Annotated in this window: 21 protein-coding genes; 13 read left to right on the top strand and 8 right to left on the bottom strand. The window is 66.8% G+C overall.

Annotated elements, in window-relative coordinates; translation table 11 throughout:
• Positions 1-498 precede the first annotated feature (498 nt).
• Positions 499-1620 carry an NADH:flavin oxidoreductase/NADH oxidase gene (locus tag RTX79_RS12060; protein WP_312683950.1) on the bottom strand — a complete coding sequence of 374 codons (1122 nt, stop codon included), beginning with the start codon at positions 1618-1620 and terminating at the stop codon, positions 499-501.
• Positions 1621-2111: 491 nt separating this feature from the next.
• Between RTX79_RS12060 and RTX79_RS12055 the strand changes: the two genes are divergently transcribed.
• On the top strand, positions 2112-2543 hold the full coding sequence (locus RTX79_RS12055) for a CBS domain-containing protein (protein ID WP_057508875.1): 432 nt from the start codon (positions 2112-2114) through the stop codon (positions 2541-2543).
• A 69-nt stretch (positions 2544-2612) separates the two neighbouring features.
• Here the strand turns inward: RTX79_RS12055 and RTX79_RS12050 are convergent, their stop codons facing one another.
• Together RTX79_RS12050 and gloA are read right to left on the bottom strand one after the other, a co-directional pair.
• Complete coding sequence (locus tag RTX79_RS12050; protein ID WP_312683949.1) at positions 2613-3041, bottom strand: VOC family protein; 429 nt, start codon at positions 3039-3041, stop codon at positions 2613-2615.
• 96 nt (positions 3042-3137) lie between these two features.
• Positions 3138-3656, bottom strand: coding sequence for a lactoylglutathione lyase (gene gloA, locus RTX79_RS12045; RefSeq protein WP_312683946.1), 519 nt, complete (start codon positions 3654-3656; stop codon positions 3138-3140).
• A gap of 123 nt (positions 3657-3779) precedes the next feature.
• On the opposite strand from gloA, the gene RTX79_RS12040 reads away from it, so the two are divergent.
• Together RTX79_RS12040 and RTX79_RS12035 are read left to right on the top strand one after the other, a co-directional pair.
• Positions 3780-4889 (top strand): PLP-dependent cysteine synthase family protein, encoded by a 1110-nt coding sequence (locus RTX79_RS12040; RefSeq protein WP_057508906.1) that lies wholly within the window; start codon positions 3780-3782, stop codon positions 4887-4889.
• A gap of 78 nt (positions 4890-4967) precedes the next feature.
• The gene (locus RTX79_RS12035) at positions 4968-7001 is read left to right on the top strand and encodes a M3 family metallopeptidase (RefSeq protein ID WP_312683945.1); all 2034 of its coding nucleotides are present in this window, start codon (positions 4968-4970) and stop codon (positions 6999-7001) included.
• Positions 7002-7013: 12 nt separating this feature from the next.
• Here RTX79_RS12035 and RTX79_RS12030 read toward each other — a convergent pair whose 3' ends face one another.
• The 3 genes from RTX79_RS12030 to RTX79_RS12020 are packed head-to-tail and all read right to left on the bottom strand — an operon-like array spanning position 7014 to position 8912.
• Complete coding sequence (locus tag RTX79_RS12030) at positions 7014-7817, bottom strand: SDR family oxidoreductase (RefSeq protein ID WP_312683943.1); 804 nt, start codon at positions 7815-7817, stop codon at positions 7014-7016.
• Positions 7814-8395, bottom strand: coding sequence for a DUF1415 domain-containing protein (locus RTX79_RS12025; RefSeq protein WP_312683941.1), 582 nt, complete (start codon positions 8393-8395; stop codon positions 7814-7816). Before RTX79_RS12025 ends, RTX79_RS12030 begins: the two co-directional genes overlap by 4 nt.
• 34 nt (positions 8396-8429) lie before the next feature.
• A complete protein-coding gene (locus RTX79_RS12020) occupies positions 8430-8912 on the bottom strand; it encodes a YajQ family cyclic di-GMP-binding protein (RefSeq protein WP_057508881.1) in 483 nt (160 codons plus the stop codon).
• Between the two features lie 79 nt (positions 8913-8991).
• Between RTX79_RS12020 and RTX79_RS12015 the strand changes: the two genes are divergently transcribed.
• The 3 genes from RTX79_RS12015 to RTX79_RS12005 all read left to right on the top strand — a co-directional run bounded on the left by RTX79_RS12015 (position 8992) and on the right by RTX79_RS12005 (position 11703).
• Positions 8992-9888: a DMT family transporter gene (locus RTX79_RS12015; protein ID WP_057508882.1), complete on the top strand. Its 897-nt coding sequence runs from the start codon at positions 8992-8994 to the stop codon at positions 9886-9888.
• Between the two features lie 121 nt (positions 9889-10009).
• Positions 10010-11017, top strand: a complete 1008-nt coding sequence (locus RTX79_RS12010; protein WP_312683940.1) for a methionine ABC transporter ATP-binding protein — start codon at positions 10010-10012, stop codon at positions 11015-11017.
• On the top strand, positions 11014-11703 hold the full coding sequence (locus tag RTX79_RS12005; protein WP_057508884.1) for a methionine ABC transporter permease: 690 nt from the start codon (positions 11014-11016) through the stop codon (positions 11701-11703). The genes RTX79_RS12010 and RTX79_RS12005 overlap by 4 nt, the downstream gene beginning before the upstream one ends.
• 51 nt (positions 11704-11754) lie before the next feature.
• Here RTX79_RS12005 and RTX79_RS12000 read toward each other — a convergent pair whose 3' ends face one another.
• A complete protein-coding gene (locus RTX79_RS12000) occupies positions 11755-12303 on the bottom strand; it encodes a lipocalin family protein (protein ID WP_428696000.1) in 549 nt (182 codons plus the stop codon).
• 217 nt (positions 12304-12520) lie between these two features.
• Here RTX79_RS12000 and RTX79_RS11995 point away from each other — a divergent pair, with 217 nt between their 5' ends.
• Both RTX79_RS11995 and RTX79_RS11990 read left to right on the top strand, forming a co-directional pair.
• Entirely contained in the window at positions 12521-12799 is a 279-nt protein-coding gene (locus tag RTX79_RS11995) for a hypothetical protein (RefSeq protein ID WP_312683938.1), read from the top strand.
• A 69-nt stretch (positions 12800-12868) separates the two neighbouring features.
• The gene (locus tag RTX79_RS11990; protein ID WP_312683937.1) at positions 12869-14971 is read left to right on the top strand and encodes a prolyl oligopeptidase family serine peptidase; all 2103 of its coding nucleotides are present in this window, start codon (positions 12869-12871) and stop codon (positions 14969-14971) included.
• 58 nt (positions 14972-15029) lie between these two features.
• Here the strand turns inward: RTX79_RS11990 and RTX79_RS11985 are convergent, their stop codons facing one another.
• On the bottom strand, positions 15030-16223 hold the full coding sequence (locus RTX79_RS11985; RefSeq protein WP_309683398.1) for a pyridoxal phosphate-dependent aminotransferase: 1194 nt from the start codon (positions 16221-16223) through the stop codon (positions 15030-15032).
• A gap of 155 nt (positions 16224-16378) precedes the next feature.
• On the opposite strand from RTX79_RS11985, the gene RTX79_RS11980 reads away from it, so the two are divergent.
• From RTX79_RS11980 to RTX79_RS11960, 5 genes are all read left to right on the top strand, one after another.
• Positions 16379-18490, top strand: coding sequence for a S9 family peptidase (locus tag RTX79_RS11980; RefSeq protein WP_312683935.1), 2112 nt, complete (start codon positions 16379-16381; stop codon positions 18488-18490).
• A gap of 142 nt (positions 18491-18632) precedes the next feature.
• Complete coding sequence (locus tag RTX79_RS11975; RefSeq protein WP_057508889.1) at positions 18633-19058, top strand: YbaN family protein; 426 nt, start codon at positions 18633-18635, stop codon at positions 19056-19058.
• 65 nt (positions 19059-19123) lie between these two features.
• Positions 19124-19402: an LPS translocon maturation chaperone LptM gene (gene lptM / locus RTX79_RS11970; protein ID WP_312683933.1), complete on the top strand. Its 279-nt coding sequence runs from the start codon at positions 19124-19126 to the stop codon at positions 19400-19402.
• Positions 19403-19508: 106 nt separating this feature from the next.
• Positions 19509-20321: a diaminopimelate epimerase gene (gene dapF / locus RTX79_RS11965; protein WP_312683959.1), complete on the top strand. Its 813-nt coding sequence runs from the start codon at positions 19509-19511 to the stop codon at positions 20319-20321.
• A complete protein-coding gene (locus RTX79_RS11960; protein WP_309683405.1) occupies positions 20318-20989 on the top strand; it encodes a DUF484 family protein in 672 nt (223 codons plus the stop codon). The genes dapF and RTX79_RS11960 overlap by 4 nt, the downstream gene beginning before the upstream one ends.
• Positions 20990-20997: the final 8 nt, after the last annotated feature.

Here is a 20997-nt window from a genome sequence, read left to right as displayed (position 1 = left end):
CGGCACCGACGTGGACAAGCCGCGCAACCTGGCCAAGAGCGTAACGGTCGAGTAACCCCCCCCGGAAAAAAGGGGCGGGTCCTCGCGAGTGGCTTTGGGGCTGGGAGCTGGGGCTGGGGCTGGGTCGGGCGGTGGGGCTGGTCGGGGGACGGCAAGAGCCGCTCCTGCGGGCCTCGTTTCGCGCCATCCATGGCGCTCAACGCCCCCGCCCAGCCCCACCGCCCGACCCCTGACAGGTTCCGTGGCCGCCACCCGCGCAATGAAGATAAAAAAGCAAAAGCCCCACCCCTCCAACCCCCGCCGTGTCCATGGCCACCATGGACCTGTCGAAGGTGGGGCGGGGTGGCTGTGCAGGACCGTCTTTTCGCATGGATGCGAAAAGCGAGCCTCCATGGACGGATTCACGGCGTGTCCTGCACAGCCACCCCGCCCCGCCAACAAGCGGCGTGCAGCTTTTGACGTTGACGTTGACGTTGACGTTGACGTCAAGCCTCCTCCTTACTGCGCCGAAGCGCGGCCCGGTCCGCGATAGCGCGCCAGCCAGTGCGCGTACGGCGCGGGCAGGGTGGCCCAGGCCGGGTTGTCGACCCCCAGTTCCTGCGCCAGCTGGTATGGGTAATGCGGGTTGGCCAGGTGCGCGCGGCCGATCATCACCAGGTCGCTCTGCTGCTCCTGCACGATGGTTTCGGCGGCTTCAGCGCCATCCACGCACCAGCCCACCGCCACGGGGATCCCGGCCTGGCTGCGCACGCGCTGGGCAATCGGTGCCAGGAAGGACGGCGTGCCCCACGGCACCACGCCGGTGGGAATGACAAAGTTGATGCTGACGTTGAGCAGGTCCAGCCCCCGTTCGCGCATCTGGCGGACCAGCTCGATGGATTCGGACAGAGTTTCTTCGTCGCGCCCGTCGTATTCAATCACGCCCATGCGCGCGGTCAGCGGCAGCTCGGCCGGCCACACCGCGCGTACTGCGGCAACCGTTTCCAGCAGGAAGCGGGCGCGGTTGTCGAAGCTGCCACCGTAGGCGTCATCGCGCTGGTTGCTGTAGGCAGAGAAGAAGCTCTGCGCCAGGTAGCCATGCGCGAAATGCAGTTCCAGCCATTTGAAGCCGGCATCACGCGCGCGTTCGGCGGCTGCAACGAAGTCGGCCTGCACGCGCTTGATGTCCTCGATGGTCATCTCCTGCGGCAGCTTGGACAGACCGCCACCGAAGGCGATGGCCGACGGTGCCAGGGTCGGCCAGCCACGCGCATCGTCTTCGGCGATATGGTCATCGCCTTCCCACGGCAGGTTGGCACTGGCCTTGCGCCCGGCGTGTCCGATCTGGATGCCCGGTACGGCGCCGGTCTCGGCGATGGCGGCGGCGATCGGGGCAAGTGCGTCAGCCTGCGCCTGGTTCCACAGGCCAAGGCAGCCGGGGGTGATGCGGCCTTCCGCTGAAACACCGGTGGCCTCCACGATGACCAGCCCGGCACCGCCGCGGGCCAGTCCGGTGTAGTGCGCCAGGTGCCACGCGTTGGGCACGCCATCTACGGCGCTGTACTGGCACATCGGCGGCACCGCGATGCGGTTGCGCAGGGTGACGCCTTTCAGCTGGAACGGGGAAAACAGGTGGGACATGGGGACATCCAGGGAGGAGGGGAGCGCGGCGCGGGGCGCCGTGCACTGCCCTAACCATGGGGTGCGGTGCAGGCGGAAACCACCACGCGGTGGCAGGACGCTGCATGTCACGGGTGTAAAGACGAAGCATGCGCTCCGAACGCGTCATCACAGGCGTCGGCGCTGCAACTGGGACACAACCCCGGCGTTCTGTCCGCATCTCGGCAGTGGGCGACGCATCTTGAGCGCGCCGCGTGGTCTGCGTTCAGCAGCGGTTTCTGCGCCAGTGCCATTCTCTGGATCGTTGGCTGGTTCCACGATGTGCTGTGCCGTCGATGCGGGTAGTGAGCGATGGTCGCGGTGATGGAATCGAGCCTGCCGGGGCGGGGTCAAGCAGTTTGACCTGCCCCGTCCGCGCTTTACCAGACGTGCGCTGGAAGGTCTGTTCCCGGGGAGGGGGCGCATCGGCAGAGCACATTTTTCGAATGAGTGACCTGCAACAGGAAACAAGAATGAACGTCCGCGAGCTGCTGCAATCCAAGAAAGAAGCTGTCATCACCATCGACGTGGAAGACACGATCGGTGCTGCCGCGCACAAGATGAGCGCGAACAAGATCGCCGCCCTGGTGGTGATGAAGGACGGTGCCCCGGTCGGCATCATTTCCGAAAAGGACATCGTCCGCAGCCTCGCCGACGACGGTCCGCAGGCCGGCCGCCGGGTGATTTCCAGCGTGCCCTCGACGGGCCTGGACGGCATCGCGCCGGAGGCGACGCTGAAGCAGGCGATGTCCCTGATGACCTATTCGCGACGCCGCCACCTGATGGTGACCGAAGGCGCGACGCTGGTCGGCATCCTCAGCCTGGGCGATATCGTCAAGAACCTGCTGGGTGAGCTGGAGCTGGAAAAGGCCGTGCTGCAGGACATCTACCTGGCCGCGCACTGAGCCGTCGGCACATCGCGACATCGGAAGCCGGGCAGTGCCCGGCTTCCTCGTTTCAGCGCATCGCGGACGTCAGAACGTGACCCTCAGCGACCCGGCACTGTAGGTGGCCTCGCCGTGGTACACCACTTCGATGTTGTTGCCATCCGGGTCGAGCACGAACGCGGCGTAGTACCCCGGGTGGTAGGGGCGTTCGCCGGGCGCGCCGTTGTCCTTGCCGCCTGCGGCCAGCGCGGCGCTGTGGAACGCATCCACGGTGGCGCGGCTGCGTGACTGGAAGGCGAGGTGGTGGCGGCCGGTCAGCGTGCCGGCGGCGGCCTCGCTGTCCGCGCTGGAAATGAACAGCTCGTCGGCCCAGAAGTACGTGTCGCCTTCGCCGGCGATCGGGATGCCGATCGTGTCGAACACCGCCTGGTAGAAGCGCCGGCTGGCGGCAAGATCCCGCACGATCAGCTGGATGTGGTCGATCAATCGCCCGCGGTGCAGCTCGTTGGTTTCCATGCGCACGCTCCAGAAAAGGGGACGGAGGACATTAAGTCGCTTGCGGCCCGATTGTGCCAGAAACGACTTAATGTCCTCCGTCCCCTTTTTGGGGGGTCAGGCGTTGGAAATGATCTCGACCCAGTAGCCGTCCGGGTCCTTGATGAATGCCAGGTGCTTCATGCGGCCGTCTTCCAGGCGCTTCTGGTAGGGCACCTGCAGGTCATCGAAGCGCTTGCAGGCGGACTGGATGTCCGGCACCGACACGCAGATGTGGCCGAAGCCGCGCGGGTCGCTGTTGCCGTCGTGGTACACCGGGCCGTCCTGCGCTTCGGTGCCATGGTTGTGGGTCAGTTCCAGCACGCCCGGGATGCCGGCCATCCACAGGCGGCGCTCGGCATCGGATCCAGGCACGACCGTGCCGGCCGGCAGCAGCGCCAGGAAGTACAGGCTGAACTGGGCTTCGGCGAAGTCGCGCTTGTCGATCAGCCGGTAGCCCAGCACGCGGGTGTAGAAGTCCAGCGACGCGGCCGCGTCCTTCACCCGCAGCATGGTGTGGTTGAAGACGAAGCCGGCGGTCTCGGCCGGCGGCTGGGCGGCGACGCCGGGGACGGTGTGCAGGTCGGCAAGGGACATGGGGGGCTCCTATCGGGTCGGGCGGGAAACGGCGTAAACGCCCATTCTACCGACCGGCGGATGACGACGGTCCGGCGTAGAATGCGTGCACCGCACCGTTCCACCACGGACAACGATTCCGCCATGTCGCAGCGTGAATGGGTGGCTGCCGCCATCCGCAAGATCGAGGCCGATTTCAACCGTTCGGCCGATACCCACCTGATTCCGATGGACCTGCCCGGGTTCGACGGCATCGAGGTGTATTTCAAGGACGAGTCCAGCCATCCCACCGGCAGCCTGAAGCATCGCCTGGCGCGCTCGCTGTTCCTGTACGCGCTGGCCAACGGCTGGCTGCGCGCTGGACGCCCGGTGATCGAGGCCTCCAGTGGCTCGACCGCGGTCTCCGAAGCGTATTTCGCGCGCCTGCTCGGCCTGCCGTTCATCGCGGTGATGCCGGCCAGCACCTCGCCGGAAAAAATCGCCGCGATCGAATTCCATGGCGGCCGCTGCCACCTTGTGCAGAGTGCCTGCGGCCTGAATGCCGCCTCCGAACAGCTGGCACGCGAGACCGGCGGCCACTTCATGGACCAGTTCACCTTCGCCGAGCGGGCCACCGACTGGCGCGCCAACAACAACATCGCCGAATCCATCTTCAAGCAGATGGCCGAAGAGCCGCATCCCATTCCGGAATGGATCGTCTGCAGCCCGGGCACCGGCGGTACGGCGGCCACGCTGGGGCGCTACGTCAGCTACCGCCGGCATGACACGCGCATCCTCTGCGCGGACCCGGAAGTCTCCGTGTTCTATGACGGTTACCGTGCCGCGCTGGCCGGTGAGCCGTGGCGCCACCTGACCTGTGAAGGCGGGTCGCGGGTGGAAGGCATCGGCCGTCCGCGGGTGGAACCCAGCTTCATCCCGACCAGCGTGGATGCCATGGTGAAGGTGCCCGATGCCCTGGCGCTGGCCGCCATGCGCCAGGTCAGCCGCCGCCTGGGGCGGCGCGTCGGCGGCTCCACCGGCACCAATTTCATCGGCGTGCTGCAGGCCGCGCAGTGGATGCGTGCGGCAGGGCGCGGCGGCAGCATCGTCACCATCCTGTGTGACAGCGGCGAGCGCTACGCGCACAGCTATTACGATCCTTCCTGGTATGAACGGATGGGGATCGACGTGGCCGCTGCGGATGCGGCGCTGGCGGCGGTATTGGCCGGTGGCGCGTTGCCCAGCCTGCCGACCAGCAGCCTGGAAACGATCTGATCCCCCTTGCCATCGCAACGGCGCGGCGCCATATCCAGCACCATGCCACGCTGCGTGGCACCCGCTACTGGAGTTCCCATGACCGCCACCAACCCGTTGCTTGATTTTTCCGGCCTGCCGCGTTTTTCCGAGATCCGGCCTGAACACATCGGACCGGCGCTGGACGTGCTGCTGGCCGACGCGGAAGCCGCCGTCGCCGCCGCCGAACAGGTGCAGCCGGTGACGTGGGAATCGTTCGTGGTGCCGCTGGACGATGCCACCGAGCGCCTGTGGCGGGCGTGGGGCCAGGTCGGCCACCTGCAGGCGGTGATGAACACCCCGGCGCTGCGCGAGGCCTACAACCAGAACCTGCCACGGGTCACCAACTTCGGCAGCGCACTGGGCCAGAACCTCGCGCTGTTCCAGCAATACCAGGCGCTGGCCTCCTCGGTGGAGGCGGCCGGCCTGGATGCGCCAAGGCGCAAGGTGCTGGACAACACCCTGAGGGATTTCCGCCTGGGTGGCGCGCAGCTGGATGGCGCCGACAAAGCGCGCTTCACGGCGATCAAGGCCGAGCTTTCCGCACTGGCGGCCCGGTTCTCGCAGAACGTGCTGGACGCCACCGATGCGTGGTCGTTGCTGATCGACGATGAAACGCGCCTGGCCGGCCTGCCACAGGATGTCCGCGCTGCCGCGCGCGCTGCCGCTGAAAAGGAGGGCACGCCGGGTTGGAAGCTGACCCTGCAGATGCCGTGCTACCTGCCGGTACAGACCTATGCCGAGGACCGCAGCCTGCGCGAGACCCTGTACCGCGCCAGTGCGCAGCGCGCTTCGGAATTCGGTGAGGCGGCGCTGGACAACAGCGCCAACATCGACCGCATCCTCGCCTTGCGCGCGGAGCTGGCACAGTTGCTGGGGTTCGCTTCGTACGCCGAGTATTCCATCGCGACCAAGATGGCGCAGGATCCGGCCGAAGTGCTGGCGTTCCTGCGTGACCTCGCTGCGCGCGCCAAGCCCTTCGCCAGCAAGGATCGCGCAGAGCTGGAGCAGTTCGCCCACGACGTCCTGGGGCTGGACAGCCTGCAGGCCTGGGACCTGGCCTTTGCCGCGGACAAGCTGAAACAGGCGCGTTACAGCTATTCCGAACAGGAAGTGAAACAGTATTTCACCGAACCCAGGGTGCTGGGTGGGTTGTTCGCCGTGATCGAGCAGTTGTACGGAGTGCGGGTGCAGCCGGACAGCGCACCGGTGTGGCACGACGATGTCCGCTTCTTCCGGCTGGTGGATGCCCGGGATGCACTGGTCGGCCAGTTCTACCTTGACCTGTACGCACGTGAAGGCAAGCGCGGCGGTGCCTGGATGGACGATTGCCGCAACCGCCGCGTGCAGGCCGATGGCAGCGTGCAGACGCCGCTGGTCTACCTGGTATGCAACTTCGGCCGCGGTGCCGATGGCGCGCCCGCTACGTTCAGCCACAACGAAGTGACCACGTTGTTCCACGAAATGGGCCATGGCCTGCACCAGCTGCTGACCCGCATCGGCGAACTGGGCGTGGCCGGCATCAACGGCGTGGAATGGGATGCGGTGGAGTTGCCGAGCCAGTTCATGGAGAACTTCTGCTGGGAATGGAGCCACCTGCAGGGCATGACCGCCCATGTGGAAACCGGCGAACCGTTGCCGCGCGCGCTGTATGAGAAAATGCTGGCGGCGCGCAATTTCCACAGTGGTATGGCCACGGTACGACAGCTGGAGTTCGGCGTGTTCGACATGCTGGTCCACAGCCAGTTCGAACCGCAGCAGGACACCGTGCTGGGCTTGCTGGATCGCGTGCGTGCGGAGGTGGCGGTCAACCATCCGCCGCAATGGAATCGCTTCCCGCACCAGTTCAGCCACATCTTCGCCGGCGGTTATGCGGCGGGGTATTACAGCTACAAGTGGGCCGAAGTACTCAGTGCCGATGCCTATGCCGCCTTCGAGGAGGCGCCGGACGCGGTGGCGGCGACCGGCGCGCGTTTCCGCGACGAGATCATCGGACGCGGTGGCAGCCGCAGTGCTGCGGAGAATTTCCAGGCCTTCCGCGGCCGCGCACCAAGCATCGATGCGCTGCTGCGGCATTCCGGCATGGCCGGCTGACGCGCCTGCTTTTCAGTCGACGTAGATCATCTTGCGGGTCATGCCGCCGTCGACGATGTGGTCCTGGCCGGTGATGAAACCAGCCATGTCCGACAGCAGGTAGACCGCCAACGCGCCGATGTCTTCCGGCTGGCCGACCCGGCCCACCGGGTGCTGCGCATGGTCGGCACGCGACAGCGATGGCGTGCGCCGGCGCATCGGTGCCTGCCATGCGCCCGTGCTGATCCAGCCGGGGCTGATGCTGTTCACGCGCACCGCCGGGCCAGCGCTGAGCGCCAGTGCGTGGGTGAAGGCGAGCAGCCCGCCTTTGGCGGCGGCGTAAGCCTCACTGTGTGGTTCGGACTGCTGCGCGCGTGTCGAAGCAATGTTGAGGATTGCACCGCGCTTGTCGGCACCCAGCGCCGGCAGGGCGTGCTTGCTGCACAGGAAGGCGCCATGCAGGGACGAAAGCCTGCGCTGCCACTGCGCCCGATCCATGTCGGCCAGTGCGGTGCCATGCGCATCGGCAATGCCCGCATTGTTGACCAGCCCGTCGATGCGGCCGAAGCGCTTCAGGGCCGCTGCGATGAAGCCGCGCACGCTGGCTTCGGCGGTGATGTCCAGCTTGCGGAAGGCCGCGTCGGCCGGGCGATCCCATTCGGCCAGGCAGGCCTTGCCTGCTGCCACGTCGAGGTCGCCGATCATCACCTGGCCGCCGGCGCCCAGCACGGCCTGCGCGATGCCGCGGCCGATGCCGTTGGCACCGCCGGTCACCAGCACCACCTTGCCCGCCAGGGGCGCGGCGGGCCACGCCGCAACCGCGGGTACGATGCTCATGACAGGTCCTGCCCGCGCAGGCGCCGCCACCATCCTTCCACGCCGATCCGGTCCAGGGTCTGGATGTTGCGCTCCACGATCACATCCGGGTCCGGAAACGCATCCACCGCGCGGGCCACGCTGTCTTCGCGCAGCAGGTGCAGGATCGGGTAGGGCGCGCGGTTGGTGTAGTTGCTCGCATCGTCCGGCGCAACGCCTTCGAACTGGTACTGCGGGTGGAAGCTGGCCACCTGCAGGATGCCCTGCAGGTCCAGTGCCTCGATGGCGGCGTCGGCGTTGTCGAGGAAGTCGTTGTAGTCCAGGAAGTCGGTCAACACGTCCGGGTGGATGATCAGCGTCGTGTCGATCTGCTCGGCGGGCGCGTCGCGCAGCAGCACCAGTTCTTCAGCCAGTTGCTCCACCAGTGCTTCGGGCGTGGTCGCATCGCTGAGCACGTAACGCACCTGCTCCTTCACGTACACCGCCTTGGCGAAGGGGCACAGGTTCAAGCCGATGACGATACGCTCCAGCCACAGGCGGGTAGCGGCGATCGGGTCGTCGGCAGGCGGGCCTTCGGCAGGTACAGCGGAATCGGTCATGGCGGGCTCGGCGGGCTGGCGTTGGGGTGATCCATCAGTCGCGGAAGTTGTCGAACTGCAGCGGCAGTTCGAAGTCGTTCTTGCGCAGCAGGGCCATGGCGTCCTGCAGGTCGTCGCGCTTCTTGCCGCTTACCCGCAGCTTGTCGCCGTTGATCTGGCTTTCCACTTTCAGCTTGGCTTCCTTCAGCGTGGCGGCGATCTTCTTGGCGATCTTCTGCTCGATCCCCTGCTTGACCGTGATCTTCTGCCGGGCGCCGGCGACGTTGGTTTCCACCTCGCCGAATTCCAGACTCTTGGTGTCGATCTGACGGGCCGCCATCCGCGCGCGCAGGATGTCGGTCATCTGCTGCAGCTGGAACTCGCTCGGCGCAGACTGCGAGATCACGCTGTCTTCCAGCTCGAACTTCGCAGCCACGCCCTTGAAATCAAAGCGCGTGGTCAGTTCACGGTTGGCCTGGTCGACTGCGTTGACCAGCTCGTGCTTGTCCACTTCGGAGACGACGTCGAAAGAGGGCATGGGGAAACTCCTGGATTCAGTGCCCCCATTCTACCCAACCCGCCTTGGAAGGTCGGCAGGGCAGGGGCGATAATGGGTCATGAACGCCCCTGCCTCCCCCTCGCGCGCCGTCTTCTGGATGGTCGCCGCCGTCGCCTGTTTCTCGCTGATGGATGCGGGCATGAAGCAGTTGTCCGCTGGCTACCCGTCCTTGCAGGTCACCTTCCTGCGCGGTGCGGCCTCGCTGCCGTTCGTGCTGGTATGGGTACTGGCCAGTGCCGGGCCGCGTTCCTTGATACCGCGGCGCTGGGGACTGCACCTGCTGCGCGGCGTGCTGGGCATGGTGATGATCGGCTGTTTCGTCTTCGCGCTGCGTGACCTGCCGCTTTCAACCGCCTACAGCATCTATTTCGTCGCCCCGCTGATCATCGCGGCGCTGTCGGTGCCGCTGCTGGGCGAGCGGGTCGGGCCACGGCGCTGGGTGGCCATCGGCATCGGCCTGCTGGGGGTCATCGTGGTCCTGCGACCGGGCGTGGACGGCTTCATCTCCATTCCCGGGCTGATGGTGCTGGTGGCCGCCACGGCGTATGCGGTGGCCGCCATCACGGTGAGCCTGCTGACCCGGACCGATACCTCGCAGTCGATGGTGGTCTGGTTCCTGGTGATCATGGCCATTGGCGCCGGCCTGCTCGCCTGGCCGGGCTGGGTGCCGATGCAGTGGGCCGACGCGCCGCTGGTGGCCGGCATGGGGTTGGCCGGCGCGCTGGGCCAGATCGCCCTCACCCGTGCCTTCCAGCTGGGCGAAGCGTCGATGATCGCGCCATTGGAATACACCGGGCTGGTGTGGGTGATCGGCTGGGACCTGCTGTTCTGGCAGCAGTTGCCCGATGCCTGGACCTGGAGCGGGGCGGCGATCATCGTGGCATCGGGGCTGTACCTGCTGCACCGGGAGCGGGTCAACCGGCAGGCGCCGCCGATGCCGCTGGACCACCCCTGACAACGCGCCCGGCGGCGGCTTAGAAGCAAACGGAATATCATTGTGGTGACTGGCGCGGGCGCAGGGACGCGCGCGCTGGTAGGCTGCACGCCCCCCGTCGCCCCCTCTGGTGAGCCGCTCCGTGATCGAGTTCCAGCGCCTGCACAAATCCTATGCCGTAGCCGGCCGCGCGATCAGCGCGCTGCAGCCGCTCGACCTGACCATCCAGGAAGGGGAGGTGTTCGGCATCATCGGCCATTCCGGCGCGGGCAAGTCGACCCTGATCCGCATGATCAACCGGCTGGAAGATCCCAGCGGCGGCCGCCTGCTCATCGCGGGCGAAGACGTGACCGCACTGGAGACGGCCGGCCTGCGTACGCTGCGTCGGCGCATCGGGATGATTTTCCAGCACTTCAACCTGCTGTCCTCGCGGACGGTGGCGTCCAACGTCGCCTTCCCGCTGGAACTGGCCGGCACGCCGCGTGCGCAGATCGATGCACGGGTCGCCGAGCTGCTGCGGACCGTTGGCCTGCAGGCCCACGCGGACAAGTATCCGGCGCAGTTGTCCGGCGGGCAGAAGCAGCGGGTCGGCATTGCCCGCGCGCTGGCCACCGGGCCGCAGATCCTTCTGTGCGACGAAGCCACCAGCGCGCTGGATCCGCAGACCACCGCTTCGGTGCTGGCGCTGCTGTCGAAGATCAACCGCGAACTGGGCCTGACCATCGTGCTGATCACCCACGAAATGGATGTGATCCGTCGGGTCTGCGACCGCGTGGCGGTGCTCGACGCCGGCGAGATGGTGGAAATGGGGCCGGTCACCGACGTGTTCCTGCACCCGCAACATCCGACCACGCGTCGTTTCGTCAGCGAGTCCGAACACATCGACGAGGGCACGCTGCACGGCGACTTCGACACCGTCGGCGGCACCATCGTGCGGCTGACGTTCCTCGGCGCTGATACCTACCAGCCGCTGCTGGGCAGCGTCGCCCGGCAGACCGGCGTGGATTACAACATCCTGTCCGGCCGCATCGACCGCATCAAGGACACCCCGTACGGGCAGCTGGTGGTGTCGCTGGTAGGGGGCGACCAGGCCGCCGCGCAACAGGCATTCGCCGCCGCGGGCGTGCATGTAGAGGAGCTGCGCCGATGATCTTTGCAAGCAATGGCGGCTTCTTCCGCCACCTGGACGCCGGCAAGTGGGCCGATATCGGCCAGGCCACCGTGGACACGCTGCTGATGCTGGCCGGTTCGCTGCCGCTGACGCTGGCCATCGGCCTGCCGCTGGGCGTGCTGTTGTACCTGTTCGGTTCGCCGCAGCTGCGGCGCCGGCCGATCGCCTACGGGGCGCTGGCGCTGGTAGTGAACCTGCTGCGCTCGGTGCCTTTCATCATCCTGATGATCGTATTGATCCCGGTCACGTTGGCGCTGATGGGCACCTCGCTGGGTGTGCGCGGTGCGATCGTACCGCTGGTGATCGGCGCGGCGCCGTTCTATGCACGGCTGGTGGAAACCGCGCTGCGTGAAGTGGACCGCGGCGTGATCGAAGCGACCCAGGCAATGGGGGCGACCACCTGGCAGCTGGTCACCCGGGTGTTGCTGCCTGAAGCGCGTCCCGGCCTGATTGCTGGCGCCACGGTCACCACCGTGGCCCTGATCGGCTTCACCGCCATGGGCGGTGCGATCGGCTCCGGTGGCCTTGGCGACCTGGCCTTCCGCGACGGGTACCAGCGTTCGCATACCGACGTGGCGCTGGTTACCGTGGTGCTGCTGCTGGTGCTGGTGCAGCTGCTGCAGATGCTGGGCGACCGCCTGGTCGCCCATTACAGCCGCAGATAACAGAATGCCGGGCAGCGCCCGGCAGTGTTCCAACAGGACCGGCGTGTGCAGTCAGCGCTGGTTCGGCACTTCATAGCCGAGCCGGTCCACCTGGCTGCGCTGCTGCGGCACGCGCTTGAGCTTGTCGGTGTTGACCCCGTACTCGTCGCGCAGGCGCTCGGCCAGCTGCTTGTACAGGGCATTGTCCATTTCCGGCTTGCGCGCGAAGATCCACGCCATCTCACGGCCGGGATAGCCGACCAGCGCCCATGAATAATCCGGCGCCACTTCCAGCACGCGCGAATGGGTGGGCACCACGCGGTAGAACCAGGTGCGCCAGTCGTGGTTGCCGCTTTCTTCGTCGACCGAGGCGCGCGCCTGGATTTCCTGCATCGGTTCACCGAAACCATCGCGATAGCGATAGGTAATGCCGATCTTCTGCGGCTCGCGCAGGGTGTATTCATTGACACTGGCTACATGGCCACGTTCGATGAAATTGGGCACGCGGCCGATCACATACCAGGTGCCCATGAAGCGTTGCAGGTTGATCGGGGCCCCCAGCTCGCCCGCTTCGGCCACGGCAACCGGCTCCGGGGCGCTGGACGCGCTGGAACGGAACATCGCACAACCCGGCCCGACGATCAGGGTGGTCAGCAGGACAGCACACAACGGGCGGATCGACGGCATGGGAAAGCGGGCTCCAGGAGGGCGTGCGCAAGCATGGTCGAATGCGCGCGAGGGATTCGTCAATGGTGTCTGACCGACGGATGTCGCAGCTGGTGAGAAACGACGCGCGCAAGGTGGCGACCTGGATCACCCTTCAACCCCGGAGACCACCATGCGCCAACGTCATCCTGCCCGTACGCCCTCACCGGACAGCCATCCGGACCCCCGTCTGCTGCGTTGCGTCAGGCATGCGGCGCTGGCGGGATTGGCGATGGTGCTGGTATGGCCGGCCGCGCGCGGCAGCAGCACATGGCTCGGCTGGATGCCGCTGTGGGTGCTGGGCATGCCGCTCGTGGCGTGGTGGTCACTGCTGCGCTTCCCGCTGCCGCGCTGGCCGCGCCGCCGGGTGCAGGCGCGGCGGCGGGGCACGCGTACGGTCCGCACGGCCTGACCTTCGACACGGGGGCAGGGCGCAGGCCCTGTGATAGCGTTCTGCAGCTTATGACTGCCTGGAACCGCAATGTCACGACTCGCTTCCGCCTGCCTGCTGGCGGGCATGATGACCGCTGCCTCGGTGGGGACCGCCGTGGCCGCTGAAACTGAACAGACCGACCGCTACGCCTGGCTTGAAGACGTCACCGGCGACAGGTCCCTGGCCTGGGTGAAGGAGCAGAACGCCAAGTCCGAAGGCCGCCTCGCGCAGACCCCGGCCTTCAGCCAGATGGAAGCCAGCATCCGCGAAGTGCTTGATTCGGACGCCAAGATTCCCGGCGTCGAGAAGATTGGCGACTACTACTACAACTTCTGGAAGGACAAGCAGCACGAACGTGGCCTGTGGCGCCGCACCACGCTGGCCGAATACCGCAAGGCATCGCCGCAGTGGGAAACCGTGCTCGACCTGGACGCGCTGAACAAGGCCGAAGGCGAGAACTGGGTGTGGCATGGCGTGGAGTGCCTGCGCCCGGAATACACCCGCTGCCTGATCGCGCTGTCGCGCGGCGGCGCCGATGCCGATGTCACCCGTGAGTTCGACCTGGCCAGCCGCAGCTGGGTCACCGATGGCTTCTTCCGTCCCGAATCCAAGGGCGGGCTGGGCTGGATCGATCGTGACAGCGTGTTCGTCTATACCGATTTCGGCGATGGCGCGATGACCACGTCCGGCTACCCGCGGGTGGCCAAGCTGTGGAAGCGCGGCACGCCGCTGTCCGCGGCGCAGGTGGTGTACGAAGGCAAGCCGGATGACATGTACATCGCGGCCCTGCACGATGACACGCCGGGCTTCGAGCGCAACCTGGTCAGCCGCACGCTGGCCTTCTACAACAACGAACTCTACCTGCGTGCCGACGATGGCAAGCTGACCCGGATCGACGCGCCGAACTCCGCTGAAAAGGGCCTGCACAAGCAGTGGCTGAGCCTGGAGCTGCGCGAGCCGTGGACGGTGGGCGGCAAGACCTACCCCGCCGGTTCGCTGCTGGCGGCCAGGCTGGAGGATTTCCTGGCCGGCAAGCGTGACTTCGACGTGCTGTTCGCGCCGACCGATACCACCTCGTTGGCCGGTGCGGTGTGGACCCGCGATCACGTCGTGCTGAACGTGCTGGACGACGTCAAGAACCGCCTCAGCGTACTGACCCCCGGCCGCAATGGCTGGACCACCAGCGAGTTCGTCGGTGCACCGGCGTTCGGTACGCTGGGCGTGGGCGCGGTGGACAGCAACGACAGCAATGCCGTGTGGCTGACCGCCACCGATTACCTGACCCCGACCACGCTGGCCATTGCCGAGATCGGCAAGGCGCCGGAAGTGCTCAAGACCATGCCGGCGTTCTTCGATGCCGAAGGCAAGGTCATCGAACAGCACTTCGCCACCAGCAAGGACGGCACCCGCGTGCCGTACTTCGTGGTGCACGACAAGGCCATGAAGCTCGACGGTTCCAATCCGACGCTGCTGTATGGCTACGGTGGTTTCGAGATCTCGCTGACCCCGAACTATTCCGGCGGCATGGGACGCGCCTGGCTGGAGAAGGGCGGGGTGTACGTGGTCGCCAACATCCGTGGCGGTGGCGAATATGGCCCGCGCTGGCACCAGGCGGCTTTGAAGCAGAATCGTCACAAGGCCTATGAAGACATGGCCGCCGTCGCGCAGGATCTGGTCACCCGCAGGATCACCTCGGCCAGGCACCTGGGCGTGCAGGGCGGCAGCAACGGTGGCCTGCTGACCGGCAACATGCTGACCCAGTACCCGGAGCTGTTCGGCGCGGTGGTGGTCCAGGTGCCGCTGCTGGACATGAAGCGCTACAGCCACCTGCTGGCCGGTGCCTCGTGGATGGCCGAATACGGCAATCCGGACACCGCCGATTGGGAGTACATCAAGACCTTCTCGCCGTATCACCTGTTCGATGCGAAGAAGGAGTACCCGCCGGTGCTGTTCACCACCTCCACCCGCGATGACCGCGTGCATCCGGGCCACGCCCGCAAGATGGCAGCGAAGATGATCGAAGCCGGCAAGGACGTGACCTACTACGAGAACATCGAAGGCGGCCATGGCGGTGCGGCCAACAATGCGCAGGCCGCGCACATGTCCGCGCTGGCCTACAGCTTCCTGTGGGAGCGGCTGGGCGGCAAATGACGCGGTAGTGACGGCCGCTGGCCGTCATGATCCTCGGAGTGACGGCCAGCGGCCGTCACTACCGCACCAGCGTGCGCAGCCCGCGCGCGATCCGTTCCACCGCCTCCTGCAGGCGCGGGATTTCCTGCGTATAGGCCAGCCGCACATGCTGGTTGGACCGATGGAAACCGAAGTCCAGGCCGGGGGTGAAGGCCACGTGCTCGGTTTCCAGGAAATGCGCGCAGAAGGCCTGCGCATCATCGGTGAATGCACTGACGTCGGCGTACAGGTAGAACGCGCCCTGCGGTTCCACGTCGATGCGGAAGCCAAGTTCGCGCAGCGCCGGCAGCAGGAAATCGCGGCGTTGCCGGAAGGCCTCGCGGCGTTGTTCGAAGATCGCCATCGCCTCGTCCTGGAAACACGCCAGCGCGGCGTGCTGGGCAATGCTCGAGGCGCTGATGTAGAGGTTCTGCGCCAGCTTCTCCAGTTCCGGCACCGCAGCGGGTGGGGCCACCAGCCAGCCCAGTCGCCAGCCGGTCATGCCGAAATACTTGGAAAAACTGTTCAGCACGAAGGCGCTGTCATCCACCTGCAGCACGCTGGCGGCATCCATGCCGTAGGTCAGGCCGTGGTAGATCTCATCGACCACCATGTGGCCGCCCCGCGCGTGCAGCGACTGCGAAAGCCCGGCCAGTTCGGCGGCCGACAACACCGTGCCGGTGGGGTTGGCGGGCGAGGCCAGCAGCGCACCCACACTGTGTTCGTTCCAGTGCCGGGCCACCAGGTCCGGCGTGAGCTGGTAGGCGGTGCCGGCGTCGACCGGCACCAGCTGTGCGCCGCCTTCCACCAGGCGCAGGAAATGCCGGTTGCACGGATAACCCGGGTCCGCCAGCAGCCAGTGCCTGCCCGGGTCCACCAACAGGCTGCTGGCCAGCAGCAACGCGCCGGACCCGCCAGGGGTGACCAGGATCCGCTGCGGGTCGATATCCAGCTGGTAATGGCTGCGGTAGAAACCGGCGATCGCCTCGCGCAGCGCAGGCAGGCCGCGCGCGGCGGTATAGCGGGTATGTCCGGCGGCCAGCGCGGCCTGGCCGGCACGCACCACCGGAGCAGCGGTGGTGAAGTCCGGTTCGCCGATTTCCAGGTGGATCACATCGTGGCCGGCCTGTTCCAGCGCCTGCGCGCGGGCCAGCAGGGACATCACGTGGAACGGGGCGATCTCGTGGCTGCGCCGGCTGTAGGCCGGTCGCTTGTCGTCATGCAGGGGGCTCATGCCGCCCATGGTACGCCGGCCATCCCGGCAGTGCCGGCCGCTGGCGGGCAACGTCGGGCGACCATGACCATCCGCAGGCTTGTCCCCTTCGGCGCGTGCGCCCAGACTGGCGGCACAAGGAAGCCGTTGCAATCCCGTCCCAGGAGCCTTACTTCGTGAAGTCCACCCTCTGCCTGTTGCTTGCGAGCCTGATGACCACCACCACCCACGCCGCCCCCCCGCCCGTCGCGCCGGACGCCGAAAAGCGCCCGCACGTGGTCAAGGCCCCGTTCGGTGCCAGCCGCAACGACGACTACTACTGGATGCGCGACGACAAGCGCGAAGACAAGGCGATGCTGGCCTACCTGCAGGCCGAGAACGCCTACACCGACCAGGTCGTGGCGCCGCTCAAGCCGCTGCAGGAGACCCTGTACAAGGAGATCGTCGCGCGCATCAAGCAGGACGATTCCAGCGTGCCGGCGCGTGAGCGCGGTTACTGGTACTACAGCCGCTTCGAGACCGGCCAGGACTATCCCATCCATGCGCGCCGCAAGGGCGACATGCAGGCGGCCGAAGAAATCCTGCTGGACGTCAACCAGATGGCGGCCGGCAAGGGCTACTTCAGCGTGGGTACGATGGAGGTCAGCCAGGACAACCAGCTGCTGGCCTGGGCCGATGACGATGTGGGCCGTCGCCAGTACGTGATCCGCTTCAAGGACCTGCGCACCGGTGAGGTGCTGCCGGACACCATCACCGGTTCGTCCGGCAACCTGGTGTGGGCCGATGACAACCGCACCGTGCTGTACGTGGAAAACGATCCGGAAACCCTGCTGACGGTGCGGGTGAAGAAGCACGTGCTGGGCACCCCGGCCAGCAGCGACGTGGTGGTGTACGAAGAGAAGGACGACAGCTTCTACATGGGCATCGGGCGTACCCGCGACGACCGCTTCATCACCATCGGCCTGCACAGCACGGTGACCTCCGAAGAGCGCTATGCGCCGGCCAGCGATCCGACCACGTTCACGGTGCTGGCGCCGCGCCACCGCGAAGTGGAATACGATGCGGACCACTTCGATGGCCGCTGGGTGATCCGCACCAACGACGGGGCGAAGAACTTCAAGCTGGTCACCGCGCCCACCGATGCGACCTCGCGCGCGCAGTGGAAGGACTGGATCGCGCATGACCCGGCGGTGTACATCGAAGGCTTCGAACTGTTCGACGGCTTCACCGCCATCGCCGAACGTTCCGAAGGCCTGGAGCGCATCCGCCTGCTGTTCAAGGACGGCCGCACCGACTACGTGAAGGCCGATGAGCCCGCGTATTCGATGGGCCTGGACGACAACACCGAAGCCGATACGCCGTGGCTGCGCTATGCGTATACCTCGATGACCACCCCGACCACGGTGTTCGAGATCAACACGCAGAGCGGCGAGCGTCGCCAGCTGAAACAGCAGCCGGTGATCGGCTATGACGCATCGAAGTACGAAACCGACCGGGTGTGGATCACCGCGCGCGACGGGGTCAAGGTGCCGGTGTCGCTGGTGTATCGCAAGGGCTTCAAGAAGGACGGGACCGGCGCACTGTTCCAGTACGCGTACGGCAGCTATGGCATGTCGATGGACCCGTATTTCAACCAGACCGCGGTGAGCCTGCTCGACCGCGGCGTGGTGTATGCCATCGCCCACATCCGCGGCGGCCAGGAGATGGGGCGCGACTGGTACGAAGACGGCAAGCTGCTGAACAAGCAGAACACCTTCAACGACTTCATCGATGTCACCCGTGGGCTGGTGCAGCAGGGCTGGGCAGCCAAGGACCGCGTGGCCGCTTCCGGCGGCAGCGCCGGTGGCCTGCTGATGGGCGCGGTGGCCAACCAGGCGCCGCAGGATTACCGGGTGATGGTCGCCCAGGTACCGTTCGTCGACGTGGTGACCACCATGCTCGACCCGACCATCCCGCTGACCACCAACGAGTACGACGAGTGGGGCAACCCGGAGCAGAAGCCGTTCTACGATTACATGCTGAAGTACTCGCCGTACGACAACGTGGCCAGGCAGGCCTACCCGGCGCTGTTCGTGGGCACCGGGCTGTGGGATTCGCAGGTGCAGTACTGGGAGCCTGCGAAGTGGGTGGCGAAGCTGCGCGATGACAACACCGGTACCCACCCGATCGTGTTCCGCACCAACATGGAGGCGGGCCACGGTGGCAAGTCCGGGCGCTTCCAGCGTTACCAGGAACTGGCTGAGTCCTATGCGTTCGTGCTGGACCAGCTGGGCGTGTCCGGCCCCTGATCGATCGGTAGTGACGGCCGCTGGCCGTCATGCCGCCTCCGGTGGGTGCCGATCACCGGTGGGTGACGGTCCCTGATGGGTGACGGCCAGCGGCCTATCTGGTTTGACGGCCAGCGGCCGTCACTACCGGTATCCTTGCGGCATGAACACGCCTGACCGTCCTGCTGATCCTGACGCCCCGGCGCCTGCGCGCCGGGCGCGCTTCAAGTGGGCGTGGTGGCTGCTGGCCTATGCCAGCCTGGGCACCGGCATCGTCGGTATCTTCGTGCCGGGCCTGCCAACGACCGTGTTCATCCTGATTTCTGCCTGGGCCGCTTCGCGCGGTTCCGAACGGCTGCACGGCTGGCTGCTGGGCCACCCGCGGTTCGGTCCGGCGATCCGCGACTGGCAGGCCCATGGCGCGGTCAGTCGCCATGGCAAATGGATGGCCACGCTGACCATGGCGGTCTGCGCCGGCATCATGCTCTGGTGCGTGCCGGTGGCCTGGGTCAAGTGGTTCTCCATCGGCAGCATGACGGTGGTGTGCGTGTGGTTGTGGCTGCGTCCGCTGCCCCCTGCTGAAGCGTGAATCCGGCCGTCGCCGTGCGGGCGCGATGGGCGACGCAGGGCAGGGCTCGGCGCTACACTCGGGGCATGAACAATTCCCGCCGAACCCTCATCCTGATTCCGCTGGCAGCGTCCGCGCTGCTGTTCCTCAGCGCCTGTGGCAACAAGGGTCCGTTGGTACTGCCGCAGAAGCCGGTGCCGGTGGAAGAAGTCGCCGAGCCGGTCGACGTGCCGGCCGCCGATGATGCCAGCCAGGACACCGCCACGCCCCCGGCCACCCAGGACACCGGGGCAGGCAATCCCAGCACCGTGCCGGACCCGGTGACGCCGCAGATCGACGATGGCGCCGGCGACAACAATGAGTGAGGCAACACAGCGTCCGGCAACGACGGGGCAGGGCCCGGTAGTGACGGCCGCTGGCCGTCAGCCTGACCGTCAGCCCCGCCGCGGAACCCCGCTGCGTTTCAGCAAGATGCACGGCGCCGGCAACGATTTCGTCATGATCGACCTGCGCGGTGGAACGCCGCCGCCGTCGCCGCAGCTGGCCGCGCGCCTGGCCGACCGCCACACCGGCGTGGGCTGCGACCAGATCATCACCATCGAATCCCCGCGCTCACCCATGTCGGTGGCGTCCTACCGGATCTGGAATTCGGACGGCAGCAGCTCCCAGCAGTGTGGCAATGGCGCGCGCTGCGTGGCTGCCTGGCTGGTCCGCAACGGCGATACCACCGACAGCGACTTCGCCATCGACAGCCCGCTGGCCACGCATCCGGTGCGTACGCTCGGCGAGGATCATTTTTCGGTGGAAATGGGCGTGCCGGTATTCGAGCCCGCGCAGATTCCGCTGATCGGCTTCGCCCACCCGCGCGATGAGTATCTGCTGCCCGTGCAGGGTGAGACCGTGCGCTTTGGTGCGGTGTCGATGGGCAACCCGCATGCCGTCATCGAAGTCGGCCTGGTCGACGCGGCGCCGGTGGAGCGCCTGGGCGCCTCGCTGCAGCAGCATGCCTCGTTCCCCGAATCGGTCAACGTGGGCTTTGCGCAGGTGCTGGAACCTGACCATGCGCGCCTGCGGGTGTACGAACGTGGCGTCGGCGAGACCCTGGCCTGCGGCAGTGGTGCGTGTGCGGCGGCGGTTTCGCTGATGCAGCGCGGACGCCTGGGTCCGGATGCACGGATCAGCCTGCCCGGTGGCGAACTGCGCATCCAGTGGGCCGGTGAAGGCCAGCCGGTAGTGATGTCCGGACCCAGCGCATTCGTGTTCGAAGGGGAGTGGAATGCATGAGTGACAGTACTGAGAAGCTCGCCGGTCACGAGGTTGCGGCCTGGCTGCGGCGGCATCCGGGCTTCCTGAAGCAGTTCCCGGACCTGGCGCTCACCCTGGTGGTGCCGCGCGACGACGGCCCCACCGCATCGCTGGCCAGCTACCAGCTGGACGTGCTGCGCGACAAGAACCGCGAGCTGTCGCGTCGACTGGCCGACCTGGCCCACACGGCGCAGGTCAACGAGCGCCTCGCCGTGCGGACCCACCAGCTGACCCTCGCCCTGATGAAGCAGGACAGCGCCGCCGATACGCTGCGGGCGATGGCGGCGACGCTGGAAGAAGATTTCGATGGCGACCTGGTGCGGCTGGTCGTGCACACGCCGGTGGCCGGGCTGGAGCAGGCGCCGTGGCTGCAGGTGCTGGCTGCGGACAGCCCGCTGCTGGGCCCGTTCCGCGATTGCCTGAAAGACGGCGAACCGATCTGCGGCCGCCTGCAGCCGGAGAAGAATGCCGTGTTGTACGGCGGGCGTGCCGAGGAGATCCAGACCACGGCGCTGTTGCCGCTTCCCGGCGTCGGCCTGATCGCCGTGGGCAGCCACGATCCCAACCGGTTCTACCCGGGCATGGGCACGCTGTTCCTGCGCATGATGGGCGAATCGCTGGCTGTTGCGCTGCAGCGCTTCGGCTGACTGCCGGG

Origin of the sequence: Stenotrophomonas chelatiphaga, assembly GCF_032054965.1 — a bacterium.
Classification (GTDB): Bacteria; Pseudomonadota; Gammaproteobacteria; order Xanthomonadales; family Xanthomonadaceae; genus Stenotrophomonas; species Stenotrophomonas chelatiphaga.
Note: the sequence above shows the minus strand (reverse complement) of the source record. Positions and strands in the feature narration are given on the sequence as shown.

What these genes read in the sequence shown, in the direction of transcription:
- RTX79_RS11995 (WP_312683938.1), top strand. Translation starts at nt 12,521, where the DNA reads ATGCGCCAACGTCATCCTGCCCGTACGCCCTCACCGGACAGCCATCCG.
- RTX79_RS12030 (WP_312683943.1), bottom strand. Translation starts at nt 7,817, where the DNA reads ATGAGCATCGTACCCGCGGTTGCGGCGTGGCCCGCCGCGCCCCTGGCG.
- RTX79_RS12015 (WP_057508882.1), top strand. Translation starts at nt 8,992, where the DNA reads ATGAACGCCCCTGCCTCCCCCTCGCGCGCCGTCTTCTGGATGGTCGCC.
- RTX79_RS12000 (WP_428696000.1), bottom strand. Translation starts at nt 12,303, where the DNA reads ATGTTCCGTTCCAGCGCGTCCAGCGCCCCGGAGCCGGTTGCCGTGGCC.
- RTX79_RS12050 (WP_312683949.1), bottom strand. Translation starts at nt 3,041, where the DNA reads ATGGAAACCAACGAGCTGCACCGCGGGCGATTGATCGACCACATCCAG.
- lptM (WP_312683933.1), top strand. Translation starts at nt 19,124, where the DNA reads ATGAACAATTCCCGCCGAACCCTCATCCTGATTCCGCTGGCAGCGTCC.
- gloA (WP_312683946.1), bottom strand. Translation starts at nt 3,656, where the DNA reads ATGTCCCTTGCCGACCTGCACACCGTCCCCGGCGTCGCCGCCCAGCCG.
- RTX79_RS12055 (WP_057508875.1), top strand. Translation starts at nt 2,112, where the DNA reads ATGAACGTCCGCGAGCTGCTGCAATCCAAGAAAGAAGCTGTCATCACC.
- RTX79_RS12060 (WP_312683950.1), bottom strand. Translation starts at nt 1,620, where the DNA reads ATGTCCCACCTGTTTTCCCCGTTCCAGCTGAAAGGCGTCACCCTGCGC.
- RTX79_RS11975 (WP_057508889.1), top strand. Translation starts at nt 18,633, where the DNA reads ATGAACACGCCTGACCGTCCTGCTGATCCTGACGCCCCGGCGCCTGCG.
- RTX79_RS11985 (WP_309683398.1), bottom strand. Translation starts at nt 16,223, where the DNA reads ATGAGCCCCCTGCATGACGACAAGCGACCGGCCTACAGCCGGCGCAGC.
- RTX79_RS11990 (WP_312683937.1), top strand. Translation starts at nt 12,869, where the DNA reads ATGTCACGACTCGCTTCCGCCTGCCTGCTGGCGGGCATGATGACCGCT.
- RTX79_RS11960 (WP_309683405.1), top strand. Translation starts at nt 20,318, where the DNA reads ATGAGTGACAGTACTGAGAAGCTCGCCGGTCACGAGGTTGCGGCCTGG.
- RTX79_RS12005 (WP_057508884.1), top strand. Translation starts at nt 11,014, where the DNA reads ATGATCTTTGCAAGCAATGGCGGCTTCTTCCGCCACCTGGACGCCGGC.
- RTX79_RS12025 (WP_312683941.1), bottom strand. Translation starts at nt 8,395, where the DNA reads ATGACCGATTCCGCTGTACCTGCCGAAGGCCCGCCTGCCGACGACCCG.
- dapF (WP_312683959.1), top strand. Translation starts at nt 19,509, where the DNA reads ATGCACGGCGCCGGCAACGATTTCGTCATGATCGACCTGCGCGGTGGA.
- RTX79_RS12040 (WP_057508906.1), top strand. Translation starts at nt 3,780, where the DNA reads ATGTCGCAGCGTGAATGGGTGGCTGCCGCCATCCGCAAGATCGAGGCC.
- RTX79_RS12020 (WP_057508881.1), bottom strand. Translation starts at nt 8,912, where the DNA reads ATGCCCTCTTTCGACGTCGTCTCCGAAGTGGACAAGCACGAGCTGGTC.
- RTX79_RS12035 (WP_312683945.1), top strand. Translation starts at nt 4,968, where the DNA reads ATGACCGCCACCAACCCGTTGCTTGATTTTTCCGGCCTGCCGCGTTTT.